General features: G+C 34.5%; 22 protein-coding genes. 12 read left to right on the top strand and 10 right to left on the bottom strand.

All coding sequences use genetic code 11. The features are described from left to right. Positions 1 to 14: 14 nt before the first annotated feature. From ACRYLU_RS05960 to ACRYLU_RS05920, 9 genes are all read left to right on the top strand, one after another. On the top strand, positions 15 to 1,676 hold the full coding sequence (locus tag ACRYLU_RS05960) for an FAD-dependent oxidoreductase (protein ID WP_195228616.1): 1,662 nt from the start codon (positions 15 to 17) through the stop codon (positions 1,674 to 1,676). Between the two features lie 15 nt (positions 1,677 to 1,691). Continuing rightward, the gene (gene arsB, locus ACRYLU_RS05955; RefSeq protein WP_445080762.1) at positions 1,692 to 2,744 is read left to right on the top strand and encodes an ACR3 family arsenite efflux transporter; all 1,053 of its coding nucleotides are present in this window, start codon (positions 1,692 to 1,694) and stop codon (positions 2,742 to 2,744) included. Between the two features lie 8 nt (positions 2,745 to 2,752). Then, on the top strand, positions 2,753 to 2,956 hold the full coding sequence (locus ACRYLU_RS05950; protein ID WP_023189252.1) for a hypothetical protein: 204 nt from the start codon (positions 2,753 to 2,755) through the stop codon (positions 2,954 to 2,956). 294 nt (positions 2,957 to 3,250) lie between these two features. Further along, positions 3,251 to 3,706, top strand: a complete 456-nt coding sequence (locus tag ACRYLU_RS05945; RefSeq protein WP_445080761.1) for a MarR family winged helix-turn-helix transcriptional regulator — start codon at positions 3,251 to 3,253, stop codon at positions 3,704 to 3,706. After that, positions 3,707 to 4,240, top strand: a complete 534-nt coding sequence (locus ACRYLU_RS05940) for a GNAT family N-acetyltransferase (protein WP_445080760.1) — start codon at positions 3,707 to 3,709, stop codon at positions 4,238 to 4,240. It abuts the gene before it with no gap. 18 nt (positions 4,241 to 4,258) lie between these two features. Then, positions 4,259 to 4,960, top strand: a complete 702-nt coding sequence (locus tag ACRYLU_RS05935) for a B3/B4 domain-containing protein (protein ID WP_012897832.1) — start codon at positions 4,259 to 4,261, stop codon at positions 4,958 to 4,960. Further along, positions 4,932 to 6,134, top strand: a complete 1,203-nt coding sequence (locus tag ACRYLU_RS05930) for an MFS transporter (protein ID WP_260317814.1) — start codon at positions 4,932 to 4,934, stop codon at positions 6,132 to 6,134. Before ACRYLU_RS05935 ends, ACRYLU_RS05930 begins: the two co-directional genes overlap by 29 nt. Positions 6,135 to 6,217: 83 nt before the next feature. Further along, positions 6,218 to 6,532, top strand: coding sequence for a dihydrodipicolinate synthase family protein (locus ACRYLU_RS05925; protein WP_445080759.1), 315 nt, complete (start codon positions 6,218 to 6,220; stop codon positions 6,530 to 6,532). Positions 6,533 to 6,573: 41 nt separating this feature from the next. Further along, positions 6,574 to 7,038, top strand: coding sequence for a dihydrodipicolinate synthase family protein (locus ACRYLU_RS05920; protein WP_445080758.1), 465 nt, complete (start codon positions 6,574 to 6,576; stop codon positions 7,036 to 7,038). Between the two features lie 62 nt (positions 7,039 to 7,100). Here ACRYLU_RS05920 and ACRYLU_RS05915 read toward each other — a convergent pair whose 3' ends face one another. Next, positions 7,101 to 7,271 (bottom strand): hypothetical protein, encoded by a 171-nt coding sequence (locus ACRYLU_RS05915; RefSeq protein ID WP_445080757.1) that lies wholly within the window; start codon positions 7,269 to 7,271, stop codon positions 7,101 to 7,103. Between the two features lie 547 nt (positions 7,272 to 7,818). On the opposite strand from ACRYLU_RS05915, the gene xerS (ACRYLU_RS05910) reads away from it, so the two are divergent. The 3 genes from xerS (ACRYLU_RS05910) (at position 7,819) to xerS (ACRYLU_RS05900) (ending at position 10,798) form a co-directional block, all read left to right on the top strand. Continuing rightward, positions 7,819 to 8,874 (top strand): tyrosine recombinase XerS, encoded by a 1,056-nt coding sequence (xerS, locus tag ACRYLU_RS05910; protein ID WP_445080756.1) that lies wholly within the window; start codon positions 7,819 to 7,821, stop codon positions 8,872 to 8,874. A gap of 83 nt (positions 8,875 to 8,957) precedes the next feature. Continuing rightward, positions 8,958 to 9,245: a hypothetical protein gene (locus tag ACRYLU_RS05905; RefSeq protein ID WP_015426413.1), complete on the top strand. Its 288-nt coding sequence runs from the start codon at positions 8,958 to 8,960 to the stop codon at positions 9,243 to 9,245. Between the two features lie 482 nt (positions 9,246 to 9,727). After that, positions 9,728 to 10,798: a tyrosine recombinase XerS gene (xerS, locus tag ACRYLU_RS05900; RefSeq protein WP_038600916.1), complete on the top strand. Its 1,071-nt coding sequence runs from the start codon at positions 9,728 to 9,730 to the stop codon at positions 10,796 to 10,798. A gap of 44 nt (positions 10,799 to 10,842) precedes the next feature. Here xerS (ACRYLU_RS05900) and trmFO read toward each other — a convergent pair whose 3' ends face one another. The 9 genes from trmFO to ACRYLU_RS05855 all read right to left on the bottom strand — a co-directional run bounded on the left by trmFO (position 10,843) and on the right by ACRYLU_RS05855 (position 21,468). Further along, entirely contained in the window at positions 10,843 to 12,186 is a 1,344-nt protein-coding gene (gene trmFO / locus ACRYLU_RS05895; protein ID WP_445080755.1) for a methylenetetrahydrofolate--tRNA-(uracil(54)-C(5))-methyltransferase (FADH(2)-oxidizing) TrmFO, read from the bottom strand. 71 nt (positions 12,187 to 12,257) lie between these two features. Further along, positions 12,258 to 14,396 (bottom strand): type I DNA topoisomerase, encoded by a 2,139-nt coding sequence (gene topA, locus ACRYLU_RS05890; RefSeq protein ID WP_098393837.1) that lies wholly within the window; start codon positions 14,394 to 14,396, stop codon positions 12,258 to 12,260. A gap of 261 nt (positions 14,397 to 14,657) precedes the next feature. Continuing rightward, a complete protein-coding gene (gene dprA, locus ACRYLU_RS05885) occupies positions 14,658 to 15,506 on the bottom strand; it encodes a DNA-processing protein DprA (RefSeq protein WP_038600928.1) in 849 nt (282 codons plus the stop codon). Between the two features lie 145 nt (positions 15,507 to 15,651). Then, positions 15,652 to 16,032, bottom strand: coding sequence for a RidA family protein (locus ACRYLU_RS05880; RefSeq protein ID WP_058205694.1), 381 nt, complete (start codon positions 16,030 to 16,032; stop codon positions 15,652 to 15,654). Positions 16,033 to 16,072: 40 nt separating this feature from the next. Then, positions 16,073 to 16,783, bottom strand: a complete 711-nt coding sequence (budA, locus tag ACRYLU_RS05875) for an acetolactate decarboxylase (RefSeq protein ID WP_038600933.1) — start codon at positions 16,781 to 16,783, stop codon at positions 16,073 to 16,075. Positions 16,784 to 16,898: 115 nt separating this feature from the next. After that, positions 16,899 to 18,149 carry a threonine ammonia-lyase IlvA gene (gene ilvA, locus ACRYLU_RS05870; protein ID WP_038600936.1) on the bottom strand — a complete coding sequence of 417 codons (1,251 nt, stop codon included), beginning with the start codon at positions 18,147 to 18,149 and terminating at the stop codon, positions 16,899 to 16,901. A 55-nt stretch (positions 18,150 to 18,204) separates the two neighbouring features. Continuing rightward, positions 18,205 to 19,227: a ketol-acid reductoisomerase gene (gene ilvC, locus ACRYLU_RS05865; protein WP_445080754.1), complete on the bottom strand. Its 1,023-nt coding sequence runs from the start codon at positions 19,225 to 19,227 to the stop codon at positions 18,205 to 18,207. 44 nt (positions 19,228 to 19,271) lie between these two features. Beyond that, positions 19,272 to 19,748 carry an acetolactate synthase small subunit gene (gene ilvN, locus ACRYLU_RS05860; RefSeq protein ID WP_010905839.1) on the bottom strand — a complete coding sequence of 159 codons (477 nt, stop codon included), beginning with the start codon at positions 19,746 to 19,748 and terminating at the stop codon, positions 19,272 to 19,274. Further along, positions 19,741 to 21,468 (bottom strand): acetolactate synthase large subunit, encoded by a 1,728-nt coding sequence (locus ACRYLU_RS05855; RefSeq protein ID WP_445080753.1) that lies wholly within the window; start codon positions 21,466 to 21,468, stop codon positions 19,741 to 19,743. Before ACRYLU_RS05855 ends, ilvN begins: the two co-directional genes overlap by 8 nt. Between the last annotated feature and the right edge of the window lie 10 nt (positions 21,469 to 21,478).

Below are 21,478 nucleotides of genomic sequence, written 5' to 3'. Positions count from 1 at the left end.
GAAATGATTATCCTATGAAAATTATTATAATTGGTTCTGTCGCTTCAGGAACAAGTGTTGCTGCTAAGGCACGTAGAAATACAGAGAGTGCAGAGATTACTCTTTATGATAAAGACACTGATATTTCTTACGCAGTATGTGGTATTCCATATGCTATTGGTGGGGAAATTGATGATTTTGATGAGTTAACTCCTCGTGATGCTCGATGGTTTAAAAAACGTTACAATGTTGATATTCATACTTCTCATGAAGTTTTAGATATTAATCATTCAACAAAATCTCTCAAAGTTAAGAACCTTTTGACTGGTGAAATATTTGATGATTCTTATGATATCCTTGTTTTTGCAACTGGAGCAACTTATCATAGACCCGAAGTTTTTCAAGGTAAATCATTCGATAATGTATTTCAAGTAAGAAATATTAATAGTGGTAAAAACATTAAATCTTTCTTGGATGATAAAAAACCAAAAACAGCAATTGTTGTAGGAGCAGGCTATATTGGTCTTGAAGTTGCCGAACAACTCAAAGAACGAGGACTTGATGTTACTGTGCTTCAACGTGGAAAACACCCAATGGCACACCTAGATTGGGATATGTCTATTCGCATTGAAGATGAAATGGAAAAGCAAAATGTTCATTTTCTATCTGAGGAAGTAATCACTGAAACAAAGGGAGAACAAACACTAAAAAGTGTCACAACAAGTAAAGGCAATGTCCTTAGCGCTGATTTGTATATATTGGCTACTGGTGTTCGACCAAATACTCAACTCGCAGAATCAATCGGTGTGAAACTAGGTGAAACTGGAGCGATTGCTACAGATACAACGATGGAAACTAATATTGAAGGTGTCTATGCCGTTGGGGATGTCGCGGAAAGTTTCCATGTGATTACTGGGAAAGCGACATACCGACCTTTGGCATCAACTGCAAACAAGATGGGGAGAATTGCAGGAGATGCAATGACTGGTGGACCACTTCGTTTTCAAGGTGTGCTTGGGACTGGAATCTTACGCTTCTTTGATTTAACCATTGCTCAAACAGGATTAACTGAAAAAGAAGCGATTGAAGAAGGTTACGAAATAGCAGTATTATTCAATATTAAACCAGACAAACCTGATTACATGCATGGTAAAGAAATGGTTATCAAGGCAGTCGCAGATAAGTTATCACATCGAATTCTTGGAGTTCAAATTATTGGTCCTCAAGGCGTTGATAAAAGAATAGATGTTTTTGCCTCAACAATAACATTAGGGGTTACTGCAGAAGATTTATTCCATATGGATTTAGCTTATGCCCCACCATTTTCAACAACTAAAGACCCTGTCGCATATACAGGAATGGCACTAACCAATGCCTTAACTACTGCGCCATTAATAACGCCTCATGATTTGATGGAACTTCAAAAAAATAGTGCAGATATAACAATTATTGACACACGTGCAAAAGCAAGTTATGAAAAGAAACATATACCAAATGCAATTAATATTCCGCTGGCAGAACTTCGTGAAAAATCATCTATCCTTGATAAGGATAGATTGACAATCGTTTACTGCAATAAGGGAGTCACTGGTAATGCTTCTCAAAATGTCTTGAGAAATGAAGGATTTAGAGAAGTATACAATTTATCAGGCGGAAATAAAAATTATCAAGAAATTGCAAAACAAGAAAAAAATTAGGGGAAAAACTCAATTATGAATCAAGTCACAAAGAAACTGTCGTTTTTAGACCGTTATCTGACGCTTTGGATATTTGTAGCAATGGGAATTGGAGTCGCTTTGGGGTACTTCGTTCCTAGTGTTGCAACCGCTATTAATGACTTATCAGTAGGAACAACATCAATTCCAATTGCCATTGGACTAATTCTCATGATGTATCCTCCATTAGCAAAAGTAAAATATGGAGAAATGGGAAAAGTATTTAAGGATTGGAAAGTCTTGTTGCTTTCATTAGTTCAAAACTGGATTATTGGTCCGATACTAATGTTTATTCTTGCAGTCGTATTTTTACAAGGTTATCCAAGCTATATGATTGGGCTTATCATGATTGGGCTTGCACGTTGTATTGCAATGGTTATTGTTTGGACTGATTTAGCACATGGTGATAGTGAGTATACAGCAGGACTTGTAGCCTTCAACTCACTTTTCCAAGTATTCTTTTACTCAATCTTTGCTTATTTCTTTGTAACCTTGCTTCCAAAATGGTTAGGCTTAGGAAATTTTGCAGTGCATATAACAATTGGTGAGATTGCTACCTCAGTATTCATCTATTTGGGAATTCCATTTATTGCAGGGATTATCTCTCATTTTGGTTTGATTAAATTAAAAGGTAAAGAATGGTTTGAAGAAAAATTCATTCCAAAAATTAGTCGTATAACATTGGTCGCTCTCTTGTTTACAATCATTATCATGTTTGCGGTTAAGGGTGAAAAGGTAGTAGAGCTTCCATTTGACGTAGTTAGAATAGCAATTCCATTGCTTCTGTACTTCGTATTGATGTTCTTTGTTTCCTTCTTTCTCTCTAAAAAATTAGGAACAAGTTATCCTGTTACAGCATCTTTATCATTTACAGCAGGAAGCAATAACTTTGAGCTTGCGATAGCAGTTGCGGTAGGTGTATTTGGATTTAATTCAGGAGAAGCCTTTGCGGCAGTTATTGGTCCGTTAGTGGAAGTTCCTGTTATGATTGCTTTAGTTAATGTGGCTTTGAAATTTAAAAAAATCTATTTTACTAAAGAATCCGTATAAGGAGTATTATGAAATTTAAATTCACATCTCTTTCTTCGGCTGAAGAGAATTCTATCAATAATTACACGGGTGAAAAAAGTGGAGAATATATTATTAAAGAGTTCATTAATATGAAATCAGCTGTTCAATATGTAGCTAATAATTCTGGTTTTGTAACAACTGATGATGAGAAAAAATCATTTGTTGTTAGAAATATTGAAAAAATAAACTAAAAACATCATATTTTGGTGTTTTTTTAGTTTTTTAGGAATAACGTTGATATTAGGTTGGTATCAGGCAAGGTTGCTTTGAAAATTGTTCAAATAAGATGTGGAGTCTCTAGCGTGAAGGAGAAGTATCTTGCTAGTCATCAATCCGTCTTTGAAACACTTAAAAATATAACTAGAGAGTCTCTTCAATTTTATTAGATTTTAAGTTGTCAAAAGACAGCTTTTTTATTATCAAAAAATATAGTTGCAAATGCACTAAAAAAGAAGTATAATATTTTCTAACGAAGGAGTTTAAAAATGGAAAGTGAAATATTAAGACAAATCGGAACAATTTCTCGTTCTTTAGATTCGATTAGTAACGTTGAATTTGCACAATTTGATCTGGCTAAAGGTCAATATCTCTATTTGAGTCGGATTAAAGAAAATCCAGGCATCATTCAACATCGTTTATCAGAACTGTTATGTGTAGACAAATCTACTGCCAATAGAGCAATCAATAAGTTAGAAAAAAAAGGATTAATCACTAAAAAGGATGACTTAGTGAATAAAAAAGAAAAGCATCTCTTTATTACCCAAAAAGGGGAGGAAATTTATCCAGTTATTATTCGTGAAAATGAATACTCGACAAAAGTTGCAACAGAAAATATTTCACCTGAAAAAATGAAAGTATTTGTTGAAGTAATAAATAAAATGGCTGATAATATCTCTCAAAATTGGTTGGATGTCAAGAAAGGAATCAAAAGAAATTATTAAATGGAACAAGAAGTAGAAATAATATTAAAAGTAGTAACCCTACAAGACGTTAAACAATTACAAAAAATAAGTATTGAAACTTTTTCCGACACATTTAAAGATGGCAATGATGAAGCAGATCTAAAAGAATATTTAAAGAGTGCTTATAATATTAAGCAATTGGAATCGGAACTTTCAGATTCTGATTCAAATTTTTATTTTGTTTACTACAAAAAAGAATTAGCAGGATATTTAAAGCTAAACGTCTCTAATGCTCAAACGGAAAAACATGACATAAATGCTTTAGAAATAGAGAGGATTTATATAAAACCTAACTTCAAACGTTTGGGACTTGGAAAATACCTCTTGAACTATGCCGTCGAAAAAGCAAAAGAGCTAGACAAAACGAGTGCTTGGCTTGGTGTATGGGAAGAAAATATAAATGCACTAAATTTCTATAAAAAAATGAATTTCGTTTGCTTTAGTGAACATGTATTTGAACTTGGTGGAGAAAAGCAAAGAGATATTCTCATGAAGTTAATCATAAATAAGTGAAATAAAGGAGAGAACAATATGGATTCTAAATTAAAAGTAGATAATAGCTTTTGGGATATATTTCCTGATGCGAGTATAAGTGTTTTAACGATAAAAGGAATTGATAATAAAGTTCAGTCAGCAGTTATTGCCAGAACGCAGGAATTATTGGATAGTTCCACGATAAAATCTGAAAAACATTTAACAGAGGACACTTTTTCTTCAAATGCAATCATTCAAGACTGGAGACAAGCTTTTACAAAGTTTAAAAAGAAAAAAGGAGCACGTTCATCAATTGAGGCTCTATTAAAACGAGTGAGTCAAGGTCAAAAATTCAATTCAATAAACCCTTTAGTAGACATCTACAACAGTATTTCTTTAGAATATGGTGTTCCGTGTGGTGGTGAAGACTTAAACAAGATATCTGATATCATGCATTTAGGAACTGCTAATGGAGGTGAGGCTTTTAGACCTTTGGGTTCAGATAAAGATGACCCAGCATTACCAGGTGAAGTTATATATTATGATAATGAGGGAGCAATTTGTCGGAGCTTTAACTGGCGTGAAGCACAAAGAACAATGTTGACTGAAAATACAACCGATGCAATTATGGTAATTGAAGCAATTAATGAAGAGCAACAAATAATAAGTGAGCAAGCTATACTCGAATTAAAATACCGTATTCAAAATATATTAGGCATAGAGGGGCAAATTGAAGTATTTACAAAACCTCAAAAATAAACATATTCCTTTAATGATGAGCCCTTTTGTATCACAATTAGGGCTCTCAGTTTATTTAATTGGACTGAATTGGTTAATTGTAGAGGCCACAGGGACAACAAAACAGTTAGGAATTATACAGGCAGTAAGCGGTGTCGCTTTTATCATTACTGATGTGTTTGTCGGAGTATTAGTTGATAAATATAACCCTAAAGTACTTATCCTCCTGACAAATTTATTGTCGGCTCTAGTGAATTTTGGAGGAGCAATACTTGTAAATTCTAATCACCCACAGACCTTACTATTAATAGTAACTACCTTTTCTCTAAACATTATGTTGGCAATTAACTACCCCTCTGTAAAAGCTTTAGTTCCTAGTGTTATTAAATCGAATAAAATTCAAAGATTTAACGCAATTTCTAATACAATATATGGATTTGCTAGTATTCTTGCACCACTCATTTGTAGTATTCTCCTTTCCTTAGGGAAACTCTCTTTTAATCAATTCTTATTGGTAAATGGACTGCTTTTTTTGTTTGCAGCATTAATAAATAATAGAATTGACTCTCCTAAGTCCTATTCAATAAATATAAGCGGAAAGTTTATAGAGAATCTCATTGAGGGGTTTCAGTATATTAGGAGAACTAGAAAACTTATATTATTAATCTCTGCAATGGGAATTTTTAATTTATGTTATTCAGGGTTTATATTATTGATTCCATACTTAGCTAAAAACTATTTTCAAAGCAATGTTAGTATATATAGTATAGCTTTATTATTAATGTCATTAGGAGGATTGGCAGGAGGCGTAAATCTTGCAAGACAAACTAAAAGTATCAACAGTTCAAAAATATATCTTGAGTTAGTAATATTTTCACTAATATTATTGGGAGTAGTTTCTTATTTTAATCAATATACTTGGTTAGGAATGGTTGCCGTATTTGGATTTGTCCAAGCTCAATTATTTGGGAGTATACCGACATTTATTCAAAAAGAAACAGATAGCAAATACTTAGGGAGAGTTTTCGGATTAGCTTTTCTAGCATTTGATGGTGCACAACCCCTGGGAAGTCTCTTATTTTCTAATTTTATAGATTCCTTAAGCTATAAAACTTATATTGGAATAAGCATCATAATGTTTATTTCGTTTGTAGTCATTTTTACTTTTGAAATAAAATATAATACTTCAGATTAAAAGTGAAAAAGAAGAAAATTTTGGCAATCAAATGTACTGAGAAAATTAAGATATAATAGATAAAAAAGGAGCAAAATAACAATATGTCGTTAACTAACAACTATCACATTGCAGTACCCACTGCCTTTCATGAAAATGAAGATTTAAACGTTGACGCAACTCTTGAGCACATTCGCTTCTTGAAAAAATTAGGAGTCAACTCTGTTTTGCTATGTGCCTCAACAGGCGAGCAACATTCCTTAAATTTAAGTGGAAAGATTGAACTCGTTGAAAATTTAGAACGTTTAGATGTAAGTTCTGATTTTGAAATTCTGTTTGGAATATCAAGTATAAGACAAATTGAAGCCAAACAGCTTGCATCGAAAATAAGCAGGGTCCTCAAATATCAAGTGTTTTAATTGGATACCCTCCATATATATTACCTACTCAAAAAGAAGCATTGAATTATACAACTTCAATCATTGAAAGGGTAAATAAACAAGCAATAATATATAACAACCCGCTAAGAACTGGATTTGACTTGTCTATACAATCATATAAAGATTTGATAGATAATCATTATATATCTGGAATAAAAGAAGCTGGTAATCCACAAAAGATATCAGAATTGAACGAGGTAATTGATAGTCCGCTTATTTATTTTGCTGGAGGTGAAAAGGAGTTAGAGAAAAAAATCTGTTTAGGGTATAATGGATTATCTTCTATTGCAGGGAATCTATATCCATTAGAAGTCAAACAATGGTTTGATTCTTTATTAAAAAAAGAAGATACTCAAGACTATAATTTATTAAAAAATAAAATTGATAAACTATTTGAAGATTCACCACTCCCTTTAATAAAAAACGAAATTTCTATAATTGAGAATATTAATTTCGGGATATGTAGAACTCCACTTGGAAATTGAACCCAAACCAAAAGGGGTATTCTTAAAATTTGAGAAAGTTATTTTAGAGAACTTGAACAGCCCTAAAAGCCCGTTTCTGAATTCACATGATTTTTCAGAAATGGGCTTTTTGTATTGAAATAAAAGATATCAGTATTGAGGTCAGTATTAGGGTCAGTATTGAGGTCAGTATTAAGGTCAGTATCAGGGGCGGTATTAGGGTCAGTATTAGGGTCAGTATTGAAAAGTGTCATCGTTCTTGATACTGGACTTACAATAATTTATAGCCTTACTTTGAGAAAAAGCAAACTTTTTCGGAAAGATATATATCATTTTAAAATGTTCGTACCTGCTATGTAATTTTAATCCATTTATAAAATGCTGAAGCCTCTTTCTAAGGTTTAAACACCGAAATACTGAAAACCCATTTTTCGGACAAAATGCCGTAATACTGAAAATCCGTATTTCGGTAACCGTAGAAAGCCTTTTCCGTATTACGGATATTCCAGAAACCGGATTTATCGGATTACGGTTTTTCCAGATTCCGTTAAATCAGCCACTACAAATTACCCACTATTAACAAACTAAAAATAGTAATAAAATAAATATCTTTTACAAAAAAATATTTGAATAGATGAGGATGAAAAAAATAATAAAAAAAGTCCAAAGCAAAAAACGGTCAGGAAAAAACAGACCGCAAAGTATTAAGTTTTGAGTTTATACAAAAATTGACAATACTTTAATATTTAACTACAATATATTCTAATTTGAATAGAAAATGTTGAGGAACAATAAAAAGAGATGTCAGAAAATCATGGTTATCGTTATAATGTAAATAAACTCATGCTTGAGTTTCCCTACTACGTCAATGAGTTTATCCAGTCTAAGGACACTGTACCGCTGAGTATTGCCTCTATTTACTCTTACTGCCTAGAGTTCAGGAAATACTTGAAATGGATGAGTGAAAATAACATAACGAACCATGCTAACATCAAAGAAATCACTTTGAAAGAAATGGAAAACGTAACGAAACGTGAGCTAGAAGCCTTCGTACTTCACGAACGACTCCGTTTAGAATCAAAATGTGGCTCTAATACACATACATCAGCATTAATTCGAACCATTGCTGCGATTAAGAGCCTATATAACTATCTGTGTGAACAAACCGAAGATAGTAATGGCAATACTTACATGACTAGAAATGTTAGCCGTTTAATTCGTATCCGAAAAAAAAGCGAAACCTTGCATTACCGTGCAGCACAACTGGAAGGTAAACTATTCCTAGGAGACGAAACTAAAGCATTTTTAGAGTTTGTTGAACATGAGTATGAAAAGTCTATCAGTAATCGAGCGAAAACAAGTTTCAAGAAAAATAAAGTCAGGGATTTAGCTATATTAAGTCTTTTTTTATCATCTGGATTACGTTGTGCGGAACTTGTAGGAATCAATCTTAACGATTTAAACCTTGAAACTGGAAAAGTAAGAGTGATGCGAAAAGAAGGCAAGAAGGATGTAGTGCCTATTGCTCATTTTTCGCATAAATATATAACAGATTATTATGAGGCAAGAAGTAGCTTAAATACTGATGTAGAAGCTTTATTTATCACGGACTATAATCAAACAATTAGAAAAATTTCTAACGCATCGATAAATAAGCTAGTCGCAAAGTATTCAGAAGCCTATAAAGTTAGAGTAACCCCTCATATTCTAAGGCATACATTCGCAACAAGACTCTATAATGTCAGTCACTCTCAAGTCCTTGTCAGCAACCAATTAGGACATTCTTCAACCAAACCAACTGAGTTATATACCCATATTGTCAGTGCTGAAGCTAAAGATGCGTTAAGAAAGTTATAAAATTCACAAACTATCTGAAATTTATTTACTGTAGAATTTTTGATATAATCAAGTTAACGTAATTAAATGACAGGGGAGTAATCATGAAAATCATTCAAGCCGTCCATATTAACGGAACTGACAAACATAAACGCTATTGGAAGGTACCAGACCACCTACAACCGATTAGACTACGTAAAGGCGACGAGGCAGCTGTTGAAACTAAAAGTGGGCCACAGAGGGTTAAAATTGTTGCCGTAGTTACCTCAAAGGATGGATTTTTGTATTGGAAAAACGGAGATACCTGGCACAAATTTGAAGTTAAACAGGAAGTTTTAGCATTCTTTGACAGAAAAACAATGGAAGTTAAATACCCACCAAAAGCCGATTAATTAGCATAATAGAGCATAACAAAAAAATCCTTGCACGCAAGAATAGTTTATGCTATAATTAAGGCAACTAAAAAAGGTCTGATAAAGCACCAACTTTATCAGACCTGCCGATTAAGAACCCATTCCGTTCAATCGACTTACTTAATGATATTATAAATAAATATGCATAAAAAGTCAAGTCAAATGATGTAAAAGGGAGATTCTTAATCGGAATCTCCCTTTTTTGTGAGTAACTGAGTCTTTATGATAACTATTATAAGTCTTATTTTATGGAAAAACAAAAAACTTCGGAAAAACTATTTTGAAAGATAATTAAAACAAAAAGCAGGAGAGCAACGTGTCACAAAAACCTTATAATAGCAAGGTTTACGAAACCTTTTGGAAAGGTGTGATACAGAACTCCTATATGTTTTAAGTAACATCTTTCCGAAAAACTGTAATTTTCTTGACAATTGTATATCTCTTCTGGTATACTTAAATCTATGAAACGTGAACAATTAATACAAAATATTGAAAAACTAAAACATATCATGCCTTCTTATGTTTTAGAATATTATCAATCTAAACTTACTATCCCTTATAGTTTGAATACACTTTATGAATATCTTAAAGAATATGAACGTTTCTTTAGTTGGTTGGTCGATTCTGGAGTTGCTGATGTTGATAAGATTACGGATGTTTCCCTCTCTGTCTTAGAAAACTTAACTAAACGAGATTTGGAGTCTTTTATCCTCTATCTTAGGGAGAGACCCCGTTTAAATACGCGCTCTACTCGTTATGGGGTTAGTCAAACAACAATTAATCGTACTCTTTCTGCTCTTTCTAGTCTTTATAAATACCTTACTGAAGAGGTTGAAAATGAAGATGGTGAGCCTTACTTCTATCGTAATGTTATGAAGAAAGTACAGACTAAAAAAAAATCCGAAACTTTAGCTTCTCGTGCGGAGAATATTAAAGGGAAACTTTTTTTGGGAGATGAAACTCAAGGTTTTCTTGACTATATTGACAATGAGTACGAAAAAACATTATCAAATAGAGCTCGTTCTAGTTTTTTCAAAAATAAAGAACGTGATTTAGCAATTATCGCACTTATTTTAGCCTCTGGTATTCGTCTTTCTGAGGCAGTTAATGTAGATTTAAGAGATTTAAATCTTATTACTATGGTTGTTGAGGTAACTCGGAAAGGAGGAAAAAGGGATGCTGTTCCTTTTGCTCCTTTTGCCAAAACTTATTTTGAAAGATACTTGGAAGTACGAAGTCAACGTTATAAGACTACAGCGAAAGATACGGCATTTTTTGTGACACTTTATAGAGATGTTCCTAGTCGAATAGATCCTTCTAGTGTTGAAAAATTAGTTGCTAAATATTCTCAAGCTTTTAAAGTACGAGTGACCCCTCACAAACTTAGACATACACTTGCGACTCGACTTTATGCTCAAACAAATTCTCAGGTATTGGTGAGTAATCAGTTAGGGCACGCTTCAACTCAAGTTACAGACCTTTATACTCATATTATCAATGAAGAGCAAAAAAATGCTTTAGATAATCTATAACAAATAAAAAACACTTGGAATTTGAATCAAGTGTTTTTTATTTGTTATAGATTATCTTTTGAAATAATGTCTGTTAAGTTGTTTAAAGCACGCTCTGCTACCTTAGTATAACGTTCTTTTTTATCACGAATTCGTGGGCCTTCTAATTCTTCAACAATTCCGAAGGTTACATTCATTGGTTGAAAATGTTTGCTGTCAGTATGGGTGATGTAGTAAGGTAAACTTCCAATCGCCGTTGTTTTTGGGAATATAACTACTTCTTCGTCATTAAAGAGTTTGACAGCATTAATTCCAGCAACTAAACCAGAAGCAGCTGATTCTACATAGCCCTCTACTCCTGTCATTTGTCCTGCAAAGAACAGATTCTCTTGTTTGCGAGATTGGAAGGTTTGTTTAAGAAGATTTGGAGAATCCATGTAAGAATTACGATGCATGACTCCATAACGAACGAATTCAGCATTTTCAAGACCTGGAATCATTTGGAAAACTCGTTTTTGTTCTCCCCATTTTAAATGAGTTTGAAATCCTACAATATTGTACAAAGATGCGGAAGCATTATCTTGGCGAAGTTGAACAACTGCATAGGGAGTCTTAAAATCACCGTCTCTGGGACCTTTATATTCTTCAGGATATTCTAATCCAACAGGTTTCATCGGGCCAAATAGCATTGTTTTATAACCACGTTTGGCCATTTCTTCAATAGGCATACAACCTTCAAAGACTTTTAAATCTTCAAAAGAGTTTAAAGGAGCTTCTTCGGCCGAAATTAAAGCTTCTTGAAAGGCTTGAAATTCTTCCTTGGTCATTGGACAGTTGATATAGTCAGCTTCACCTTTATCATATCGAGATTTTTTATAGACTTTTTCAAAATTAATCGAGTTGGCGTCAATAATCGGTGCTGCTGCATCATAAAAATAAAAGCCATCCACACCGTTAAATTCATGAATTTTTTCTGCTAATTTATCTGAAGTTAGAGGTCCAGTAGCAATAATTGTAATTTCATCTTCTGGAAGATCAGTAATTTCTTCTCGAATTACTTCAACCAATGGATGGTTAGAGACTTCTCTTGTGACAAAATCAGAGAAATCTTCTCTATCAACAGCTAAGGCTCCACCAGCAGGTACTTGAGTCACTTCCGCTGCCTTGATAATTACAGAATCAAGTCTTCTCATTTCTTCTTTTAAGAGACCAACCGCGTTAGTGATTGCAGCTCCACGAAGAGAATTTGAACAGACTAGTTCAGCAAATTTATCTGTTTTGTGTTGAGGGGTTTGTTTAACGCCTCGCATTTCGTATAGTTTAACGGGAATGCCACGCTTAGCAATTTGATAAGCAGCTTCAGAACCAGCAAGTCCCGCTCCAATAACGTTAATATGTGTTTTTTTCATAGTCCCAATTATATCTAAATTTAGTAAATTTTGCCATTGATTAATATAATAAAAAAGCGCGGAAGCGCCTTTTATTTTTGTTTTTCTTCTTGATAATCACATTCATCATTTGAACATACCACTTGTTTACCGCCACCGCGAACTTTCTTTTCAACAAGAAAATGTCCAGATTTAGGACAATCACGTCCGATAGGTTTGTCCCAACTTGTGAATTCACATTCTGGGTAACGATCACAACCATAGAAAATTCTATTTTTCTTTGTTTTGCGTTCGATAATATTTCCTTCATGGCAAAGCGGACATTTTACGCCGATTTCTTTGACAATTGCCTTAGTATTTCGGCAATCTGGGAAGTTGCTACAAGCATAAAATTTTCCGAAACGTCCCAACTTAATTACCATCGGACTTCCACAAACATCACAGTCAAAGCCAGCAGGTTCATCCTTAATTTGGATTTTTTCCATACCTTCTTCGGCATTTTCAAGTTCTTTTGCAAAGGGTTTGTAAAATTGGTCAACAACCTCAATCCATTGACGTTTTCCTTCTTCAACTTCATCAAGATCTTTTTCCATTTCAGCTGTAAATTCAGTGTTTACAATGTTAGGGAAGAACTCAACAATAAGCTTATTGACAATTTCTCCAAGCTCTGTAGGTTCAAAACGTTTTGCTGACAATCTCACATAATAACGTTTTTGAATTGTTTCTAGTGTAGGCGCATAAGTTGAGGGACGTCCCACTCCATTTTCTTCCAAAGTCTTGATGAGTGTTGCTTCGGAATATCTAGCTGGTGGTTGAGTAAAATGTTGTTCTGGTTTAACATTCGCTTTTTTGACAGTTTCATTTTCTTTCATCTCTGGGAGCATATTTGATTTGTCAGAATCATTGTAGATTCGCAGATAACCGTCAAATTTTACTTGAGAACCATTCGCAATAAAGATAACACCATTTTGAGACAGATTTACTTTAACAGTATCAAAAATAGCTGCGACCATTTGACTGGCAACGAAACGGTTCCAGATGAGTGTGTAAAGTTTTAATTGATCTTTGTCTAGATATTTAGCAATGGCATCTGGAGTATTAAAAACATTTGAAGGACGAATTGCTTCGTGAGCATCTTGGGCTCCAGAGGCATTTTTAACTTTTGAACCGTGTTTACTATATTTTTCTCCAAACTGATCAGCAATATAATTGTGAGCTGCACTTTGTGCGACAGGAGAAATACGTGTTGAGTCTGTACGCATATAGGTAATTAAACCTTGATGGCCCTGGCTTCCTAAAGTAAGACCTTCATAAAGTTGTTGAGCAACCATCATTGTTTTACGGGTACGAAAGTTAAGTTTATTAGCCGCGTCTTGTTGCATTGAGCTAGTTGTATAAGGAAGAGGAGCATTTCTGCGACGTTCTTTCTTTTCAACTTTATCTACGTTAAAATCAGGCCCGTCTAAACGTTCCATGACTTTGATGACATCCTCATTGGTTTTTAAAGAATGTTTTTTTCCGTCAATTCCCCAGAAGGATGCTTTGAATTTTTTAGTTCCTTTTTTAAATTCACCATCAATTGACCAATACTCTTCTGGAATAAAAGCATTAATTTCATTTTCGCGGTCAACAATTAGTTTTAAGGCAATGGATTGAACTCGACCTGCTGAGAGTCCTTTTTTGACTTTTTTCCATAGAATAGGACTAATTGAATAGCCCACCAAACGGTCAAGGACTCGACGTGCTTGTTGAGCGTCAACTAAGTCCACATCGATTTGACGTGGCTCCTTAAAGGCATTTTTAACAGCATCTTTAGTGATTTCATTAAAGACCACTCGATTTTTTTCTTCAAGGGGAAGATTTAAGATATGTGCTAAGTGCCATGAAATTGCTTCACCTTCACGGTCCGGGTCACTTGCGAGATAGACGGCTTTGGCAGCCTTTGCTTCTTTTTTGAGAGAGTTGATTAATGGCGCTTTCCCACGAATATTAATATATTGAGGTTCATAGTCATTCTCTATATCAACAGACATTGTTGATTTTTTCAAATCACGAATATGACCTACTGATGCTACCACTTTGTAGTTTCGCCCTAAATATTTTTCAATTGTTTTAGCTTTTGCTGGCGATTCGACAATAACCAGATTTTTACCTGGAGTAACTCTTTTTCGTGTTGTTTTTTTCTTTGTGGTTGTTTTTGTTTTTGTTTTACTTTTAGTTGAAGTTGGCATAATTTTTCCTATTTATTCTTTTTGGTATCCACTATCTTTTAGTTATTGTATCTTAATTCATAGAGGTATATATCGAATGTGGAAGTAAAATAATAGTTTAAGAGGTGTTAATGCTCTTATTTACATTAAATTCACTCTCTCATAATAAATGCTTTTCTTCAATATGTCAAGTTATTTAGTTTTCTTATAGTAGAACTTGATATTTTTTTGTACTATAAAAACTGACTTAAGTCTTGTGGTGCAAGGTGATAAAGGCTTTTTTTAATCATACAAATATTCTTCTAAGATATCTTGGGCTTGATAAATTAATTTTGCTCCTTGTTGAATTAGATGATTACAGCCATCTGAAAATCCATCTGCTATGTTTCCTGGTACAGCGAAAATGTCTCTTCCTTCTTCCAGAGCGCGCTCACAAGTAATTAAACTACCGCTTCGTAACTTTGCTTCTATCACCACTACTCCATGTGAAAGTCCCGCAATGATGCGATTACGTTCAGGAAAATGATAGCGAAGGGGCTTTTCTCCGACTGGATATTCTGATAGAATTAGTTGGTTTTTAGCAAGATACTCTTGAATTTTTCGATTTTCTAAAGGATAAAAGATATCTAAGCCTGTACCGATAACTGCAATTGTAGGGATTTTATTTTTAATGGCAGAAAGATGACTTGCTGTATCAATTCCTTTAGCGAGTCCGCTGACAATCGTAAAATTTTGGTTCAACTCTGTCACAATTTTTTGGACGGCTTTAATTCCTTGCGAGCTTGCTTGTCGACTACCAACAAAAGCTAATTTAGGAGTTTTTAAGAGACTTATATCTCCTTGATAAAATAATAGAACCGGTGGATTGTAAATTTCTTTGAGCCTTTCGGGATAAATTTCATCCAGAAGAGAAAATGATGGGTATATTTTATACTCTTCTCTCAGTTTAATTACGTCTTGATTTTTATATTGTTCAATAAAGTTGGGAATAGATTTAAGTTGTGCTACTTGTCCCATTTGTCTTAAACTTATTTTTTTATCATATCTATGAAAAAATTTTAAAAGTTTATTTACTTCTAAATTGGTCATGCCAGCTTTTTTCCAACGATATAAATCAAAATTTGTTATCATAATTCCTCCATTTTTTACTGACAGCTTTGTCAGCAATTTTAAAATTGGCTTATAATTTTCTATACGTAAAAAAGAGTGATTTGTAACCAAAAAAATTACTGACAGAAATTTTGTCAGTAATTTTTATAGCTAATATGTTTTAATTTTAGGATTTAACTTCTGCAATGACTTCTATTTCGATAAGGACATTTTTAGGCAATCCTGCGACTCCAACAGCGGAACGCGCTGGGAAGTCCTTATCAAAAAACTTTGAATAAATTGCATTAAATCGTGAAAAATCTTCAATATTTTTCAAGAAACATGTTGTTTTGATGACTAAGTCAAAATCAGAATGCGCTTCTTTCAAAATAGCAGAAATGTTTTTCATCACCTGTTCAGTTTGAGCCTCAATACTATCTCCAACAATCTCTCCATTCAATGGATTCAACGGAATTTGGCCTGATGCATAGAGTAAACCATTGACAATTTTGCCTTGAATATAAGGACCGATAGCGGCTGGTGCATCTGATGTTGCAATATTTTTCATAGATTTCTCCTTTAATATAGCTAAAGAAATCTAGTGATTATCATTCAGCTACATCGATATCTTTTTTTAGTGCTTCAATATCAAGGTCAGCAAACAAGAATTTGCGATCTTGAACAGGGAATGACTGGTTCAATTGGTCAATTGCACCAATTTCAACAGTACCATTATCAATAATAAAATCAAGGACATGTCCACCAAAAGTAAAATCTTCACTAATAAAATGGAGATGATAACCAGCAACACTCACACCATGAAACATTTCTGGAGTCCAAATCCCAACAATTGTTCCTGTGACGTTTTCTTCAGTGTATTCGGGTTGATTTTGTGAAACTTCTACGAATCTTGTCCCTGATTTTGCCCGTGGAATCATACGAACGTGCATTTTTGGAAATTCACCTGTTATTTTGATTGAGCGAAATAAGTTTTGCCCATCAAAATAACTTTCAATTCGGTCTTCTAATTCCTTGTCACTGGCCGTAAATTTTTGTTTAAAAACTACCTCCGCTTGATGGGGAACAACCGCAGCATAAGGAACTTTGATGTCGTCAGTTAATTCGACGATGGTTTTATCACCTTTAGCTTGGTAAGCTTTACCGTCCAAAACAATCAATTCTCCATCAACAGAATCTAAAGTTCCAATTCCTAAATCACCATGTTTCAGAAGTTCACCAATTGTCATTGTCCCCTCGTAAAGGCCTGCCATTAAAGCTCCAAGGGTATTATATTGAAAAAGTTGTGTGATTTCTGTCATGATATTTCTCTTTTCTATCTCATTAAATTTAAATAATTTATTAATTAAATTATATCAAATTTCTAGTGATTTAAAGAGAATTGAAACTAGAAAATGGCTCAAACCAATTGGCTAGTTAGACCAAAAGTTCGTATAAACTATCATTTCCATGTAAGTTAACATAACGATTATCAAATCTTTCAATCCGATCAATCAATGAATCATAATCACTAGCATCTGAAAGTAAAATCCCAACAAGACAAGGCCCTTTACCTTTATCAGCCCTTTTGATGTACTCAAATCGGGTAATATCATCATTTGGCCCTAAAATATCACTGACAAAAGTTCGTAGGGCTCCTGGTCTTTGAGGAAAGTTAATGACAAAATAATGTTTTAGACCTTCATAAACCAAAGCTCTTTCTTCAATTTCTTGCATTCGACTAATATCATTATTTCCCCCGCTGATGATACAGACAATATTTTCACCCCTGATTTCATCTTTAATAAGTTCAAGTGCGGCAACAGATGTTGCACCTGCTGGCTCGGCGACAATTCCTAATTTTGAATACAATTCGAGTATGGTTTGAGAAATTAAACCTTCATCAACCGCAAGCAATTGTTTCACTTTGTCATTAATAATTTGGTAAGTTTTCTGACCGACAGTCGCAACCGCAATTCCATCAGCAAATTTATCAATGTGTTCCAAGGTGACGGGCTGACCAGCAGAGTAAGCGGCTTTCATACTTGTTGCCCCTTTTGCTTCAACTCCGATAATTTCAGTCTTTGGATATCGTTCCTTACCGTAGGCGGTAATTCCTGCAATTAAACCACCTCCACCAATTTGTACAAAAATTTTATCTAAACTTATTCCTTGTTTTTTAGCTTGAGCAAAAATTTCTAAAGCCACTGTCCCTTGACCAGCAATTACATTTTCATCATCAAAAGGGTCAATAAATGGTTTGTCATTATCTTGAGAAAAAGCTTTTGCTGCCCTGGCTGATTCATCAAAAGTATCACCAATTAAACGAATTGTTACATGACTTTCGCCAAAAAATTTAACTTGTGAAATTTTTTGATTAGGTGTTGTAACCGGCATAAAAATTGTCGCAGAAATATTTAATTGGTTTGCAGCAAAAGCAACTCCTTGTGCATGATTACCTGCAGAGGCACAAACCACACCTTTAGAGCGTTGCTCATCAGATAATTTACTGATAGAATAATAAGCTCCTCGTAATTTAAAAGAACGAACTTTCTGTAAGTTTTCTTCTTTTAAGTAAATATTTGCTTGATATTTATTGGAAAGGTAAGGGTCTAATTGTAAAGGTGTTTTAGTGACAACTGGTTTTAACAAATCATAGGCATCTTCAACCTCTTTGGCACTTATCATTTATGTCATTCCTCCATAAAATGCTTTTATGTTTTTGTTCAATCAATAAGAGAAATTACTGATAGATTTTAAAGGCATCGTCATCACCAGATTGTGTGAATGGCATTGCTTTACGCAGTTCCGCCCCAATTTTTTCAATTTCAAGATTTTTAGCCGCTTCGCGATAGGCTGTTAATTTTGGACGCCCCGCTTTGAAGTCATCAACGAAATCTTGAGCAAATTTTCCAGACTGAATATCAGTCAAAACAAGCTTCATATTCTTTTTAACTTCGTCAGTAATAATCCGTGGACCAGTCACATAATCGCCAAACTCAGCAGTATTTGAGATGGATTGACGCATTTTAGTAAAACCACCTTCATACATGAGGTCAACAATCAATTTCATTTCGTGTAAAACTTCAAAGTAAGCCAATTCGCCAGCGTATCCAGCTTCTGTCAGAGTTTCAAAACCGGCTTCAACAAGTGCTGTCAAACCTCCACATAGAACAGCTTGTTCTCCAAACAAATCTTCTTCTGTTTCTTCTTTAAAAGTTGTTTCAATAATTCCCACTCGAGCACAACCAATTCCTTTGGCCCAATCCATTGCGATTTCACGCGCATGACCACTTGCATTTTGGTGTGAAACAAACAAAGCTGGTGTACCAAAACCTTCAGTATAAGTCCGACGAACAAGGTGACCTGGAGCCTTAGGTGCAACCATAAAGACGTCAACGTCTTCTGGCACTTTAATATAGCCAAAATGGATATTAAATCCGTGAGCAAAACCAAGTGCTGAACCTGCTTTCAAGTTTGGTTTGATGTCCTCTTCATAAATAGATTGTTGAAGTTCATCTGGCGCCAAAACCATAATAACATCGGCTTTAGCTACTGCTTCTCCTACTTCAAATGTTTCAAAGCCATCTTCTTTTGCTTTATCAAAAGATTTTCCGTGGCGCACACCAATGATAACGTTGTGACCAGAATCACGCAAATTCTGTGCGTGAGCATGTCCTTGTGAACCATAACCGATTACTGCAATTTGCTTTCCAGCAAGCGCTGATACTTCTACATCATCTTCATAATACATTGTAACTACCATTTTTGTTTCCTCTATTTTTCTATTTATTTGTTAACTTATTTAATTTAGCCACGCTCAAAACCTGCACTACCTGTTCGAGCCATATTAAGAATGCCATAAGGACTAACAACATCAATAAGTGCTTCGATTTTTGCTGAATCACCCGTTAATTGAATGGTGACATTTTCCAGGTTGACATCAACTACATTTACTCTAAAAGGTTCAATCATTGTAAAAATTTCTGCCCTAATGGTCGGTGGAGCTGATACTTTAATCAAGACGACTTCACGTTCTACATGAGGCAAATCTGTAATATCAGCTACTTCAATCACGTCGATTAAGCGATTTAATTGTTTAATGATTTGTTCTACTTCATCAAGATGATCAACTTCAATAACAAAAGTGGTATGTGTTAAGTCTTGACTTTCTGTAACTCCAGCGGTAATTGAGAGAATATTCACTTGCCTCCGATTGAGAACAGCGGTAAATCGATTCATAATTCCTGTCACATTATGAAGTTTTGCGATAATCATTCTACGCATTATCTACCTCCTCGTTCTCATCAGTAAAATGAAGTCCAATCATTTCGTCATTATGTAATCCGGCTGGTATCATTGGTAAAACATGTTCAGATTTTGAAATTAGAACTTCAATAAGCATTGGCTCATCTTCAGTAATAATCTTTAAATCATCAGCCAAAGTTTTTGGATTATCTAACTTAACATGTTTGATGCCATAAGCTTCGGCTAACAATTGAAAATTGGGTTCAACATCAAAAACCGATTGCGAACGTCGCTCTTCATAGAATGATTCTTGCCATTGACGTACCATTCCCAATGAATGATTATTAATCAGAACAACTTTGATTGCAATACCGTAGCCGTTAAGTAATGCTAATTCTTGATTAGTCATTTGAAAGCCACCATCGCCAACAAAAACAATGACATTTTTATTTGGCTGTGCTAGTTTTGCACCGATTGCTGCAGGAATGCCAAAGCCCATCGTTCCCATTCCCCCAGAAGTAATCAGTTGCCTTGCATTTTTATAAGGATAATATTGCGCCACCCACATTTGATGCTGCCCAACATCGGTCACAATGATTGCATCTCCTTGAGTGTATTCTCCAATTAATTTAATTGTTTCCTGTGGACGGATATCATGGTTTTGTGGCTCATAAGTAAATGGTACTTTCTCTTTATTTTCAATGACAGTTTTAATCCAATCATTAAAATCAGTCTTAACCTTATTTAATTGCAAAAGTCTGCTTAAAGCCGCTTTCAAATCAGAAAGGATTGGAATATCGGTTTTTACAATTTTGCCAAGTTCAGCAGCGTCAATATCAATATGAGCAACGACAGCATTTTTGGCAAATTTTGCCGGATTGGATACAACTCGATCATCAAATCGTGATCCTAAATTAATGATATAGTCAGCCTCAACTAAAGCCATATTTGCAGTATATGAACCGTGCATTCCTGCCATTCCTAGTTGCAATTCGTGGCTGATTGGTAATGTTCCTAAGCCAAGTAATGTAGAAACAACTGGAATTTGATATTTTTCGACAAATGCTCTGAAAATATCAACTGAGCCAGAATAATTAATTCCTCCGCCAGCAATAATGACTGGTTTTTTACTGACAGAAAGTTCTGTCAGTAATTCTTGCAATTGTTCATCAGTCGCTTTTTCACTTTCGTGATAATGAGGAAGATTCAAGCTTGGGTCATTAATTTCAGTGACTTCAAGGGTGGAAACATCTTTTGGTAAATCAATTTCTACTGGTCCAGGACGTCCTGTCCTTGCCAAATAATAGGCTTCTGTAACAATTCTTGGAATATCTGCGGTTTCCCTAATTTGATAATTATATTTTGTAATTGGGGCTGTAATTCCAACAGTATCTGCTTCTTGAAAAGCATCTTTACCAATTGACTGACGGCCAACTTGACCTGTGAAAACTAACAATGGGACTGAATCAAGATAAGCATCAGCAATTCCGGTTACTGCATTAGTCGCTCCCGGTCCAGAAGTAACAACGACGACACCAACTTTACCAGACGATTTAGCGTAACCTTCAGCTTCATGTGTTGCTCCTTGCTCATGACGGGCTAAAATATGTTGAATTCCTTCAAAATTATGAATTGCATCATACAATGGGAGCATAGCCCCACCAGGATAACCAAAAATAATTTCTACTCCAAGTTCTTTTAAGGTTTGGAGAACAAGTTGGGAACCGGAAGTAGGTTTTTCTAACTTTATTTTTTTCATTCAAACCTTT

The sequence above is a fragment of the Lactococcus sp. KTH0-1S genome, assembly GCF_052544945.1.
The sequence above is the reverse complement of the archived record's forward strand: the minus strand, read 5'-3'. Positions and strand labels throughout refer to the sequence as shown.

Bases quoted from the DNA above. Each gene is read 5' to 3' on its own strand.
- ACRYLU_RS05960 (WP_195228616.1), top strand. From the start codon at position 15: ATGAAAATTATTATAATTGGTTCTGTCGCTTCAGGAACAAGTGTTGCT.
- arsB (WP_445080762.1), top strand. From the start codon at position 1,692: ATGAATCAAGTCACAAAGAAACTGTCGTTTTTAGACCGTTATCTGACG.
- ACRYLU_RS05950 (WP_023189252.1), top strand. From the start codon at position 2,753: ATGAAATTTAAATTCACATCTCTTTCTTCGGCTGAAGAGAATTCTATC.
- ACRYLU_RS05945 (WP_445080761.1), top strand. From the start codon at position 3,251: ATGGAAAGTGAAATATTAAGACAAATCGGAACAATTTCTCGTTCTTTA.
- ACRYLU_RS05940 (WP_445080760.1), top strand. From the start codon at position 3,707: ATGGAACAAGAAGTAGAAATAATATTAAAAGTAGTAACCCTACAAGAC.
- ACRYLU_RS05935 (WP_012897832.1), top strand. From the start codon at position 4,259: ATGGATTCTAAATTAAAAGTAGATAATAGCTTTTGGGATATATTTCCT.
- ACRYLU_RS05925 (WP_445080759.1), top strand. From the start codon at position 6,218: ATGTCGTTAACTAACAACTATCACATTGCAGTACCCACTGCCTTTCAT.
- ACRYLU_RS05915 (WP_445080757.1), bottom strand. From the start codon at position 7,271: ATGACACTTTTCAATACTGACCCTAATACTGACCCTAATACCGCCCCT.
- xerS (WP_445080756.1), top strand. From the start codon at position 7,819: ATGTCAGAAAATCATGGTTATCGTTATAATGTAAATAAACTCATGCTT.
- ACRYLU_RS05905 (WP_015426413.1), top strand. From the start codon at position 8,958: ATGAAAATCATTCAAGCCGTCCATATTAACGGAACTGACAAACATAAA.
- xerS (WP_038600916.1), top strand. From the start codon at position 9,728: ATGAAACGTGAACAATTAATACAAAATATTGAAAAACTAAAACATATC.
- trmFO (WP_445080755.1), bottom strand. From the start codon at position 12,186: ATGAAAAAAACACATATTAACGTTATTGGAGCGGGACTTGCTGGTTCT.
- topA (WP_098393837.1), bottom strand. From the start codon at position 14,396: ATGCCAACTTCAACTAAAAGTAAAACAAAAACAAAAACAACCACAAAG.
- dprA (WP_038600928.1), bottom strand. From the start codon at position 15,506: ATGATAACAAATTTTGATTTATATCGTTGGAAAAAAGCTGGCATGACC.
- ACRYLU_RS05880 (WP_058205694.1), bottom strand. From the start codon at position 16,032: ATGAAAAATATTGCAACATCAGATGCACCAGCCGCTATCGGTCCTTAT.
- budA (WP_038600933.1), bottom strand. From the start codon at position 16,783: ATGACAGAAATCACACAACTTTTTCAATATAATACCCTTGGAGCTTTA.
- ilvA (WP_038600936.1), bottom strand. From the start codon at position 18,149: ATGATAAGTGCCAAAGAGGTTGAAGATGCCTATGATTTGTTAAAACCA.
- ilvC (WP_445080754.1), bottom strand. From the start codon at position 19,227: ATGGTAGTTACAATGTATTATGAAGATGATGTAGAAGTATCAGCGCTT.
- ilvN (WP_010905839.1), bottom strand. From the start codon at position 19,748: ATGCGTAGAATGATTATCGCAAAACTTCATAATGTGACAGGAATTATG.
- ACRYLU_RS05855 (WP_445080753.1), bottom strand. From the start codon at position 21,468: ATGAAAAAAATAAAGTTAGAAAAACCTACTTCCGGTTCCCAACTTGTT.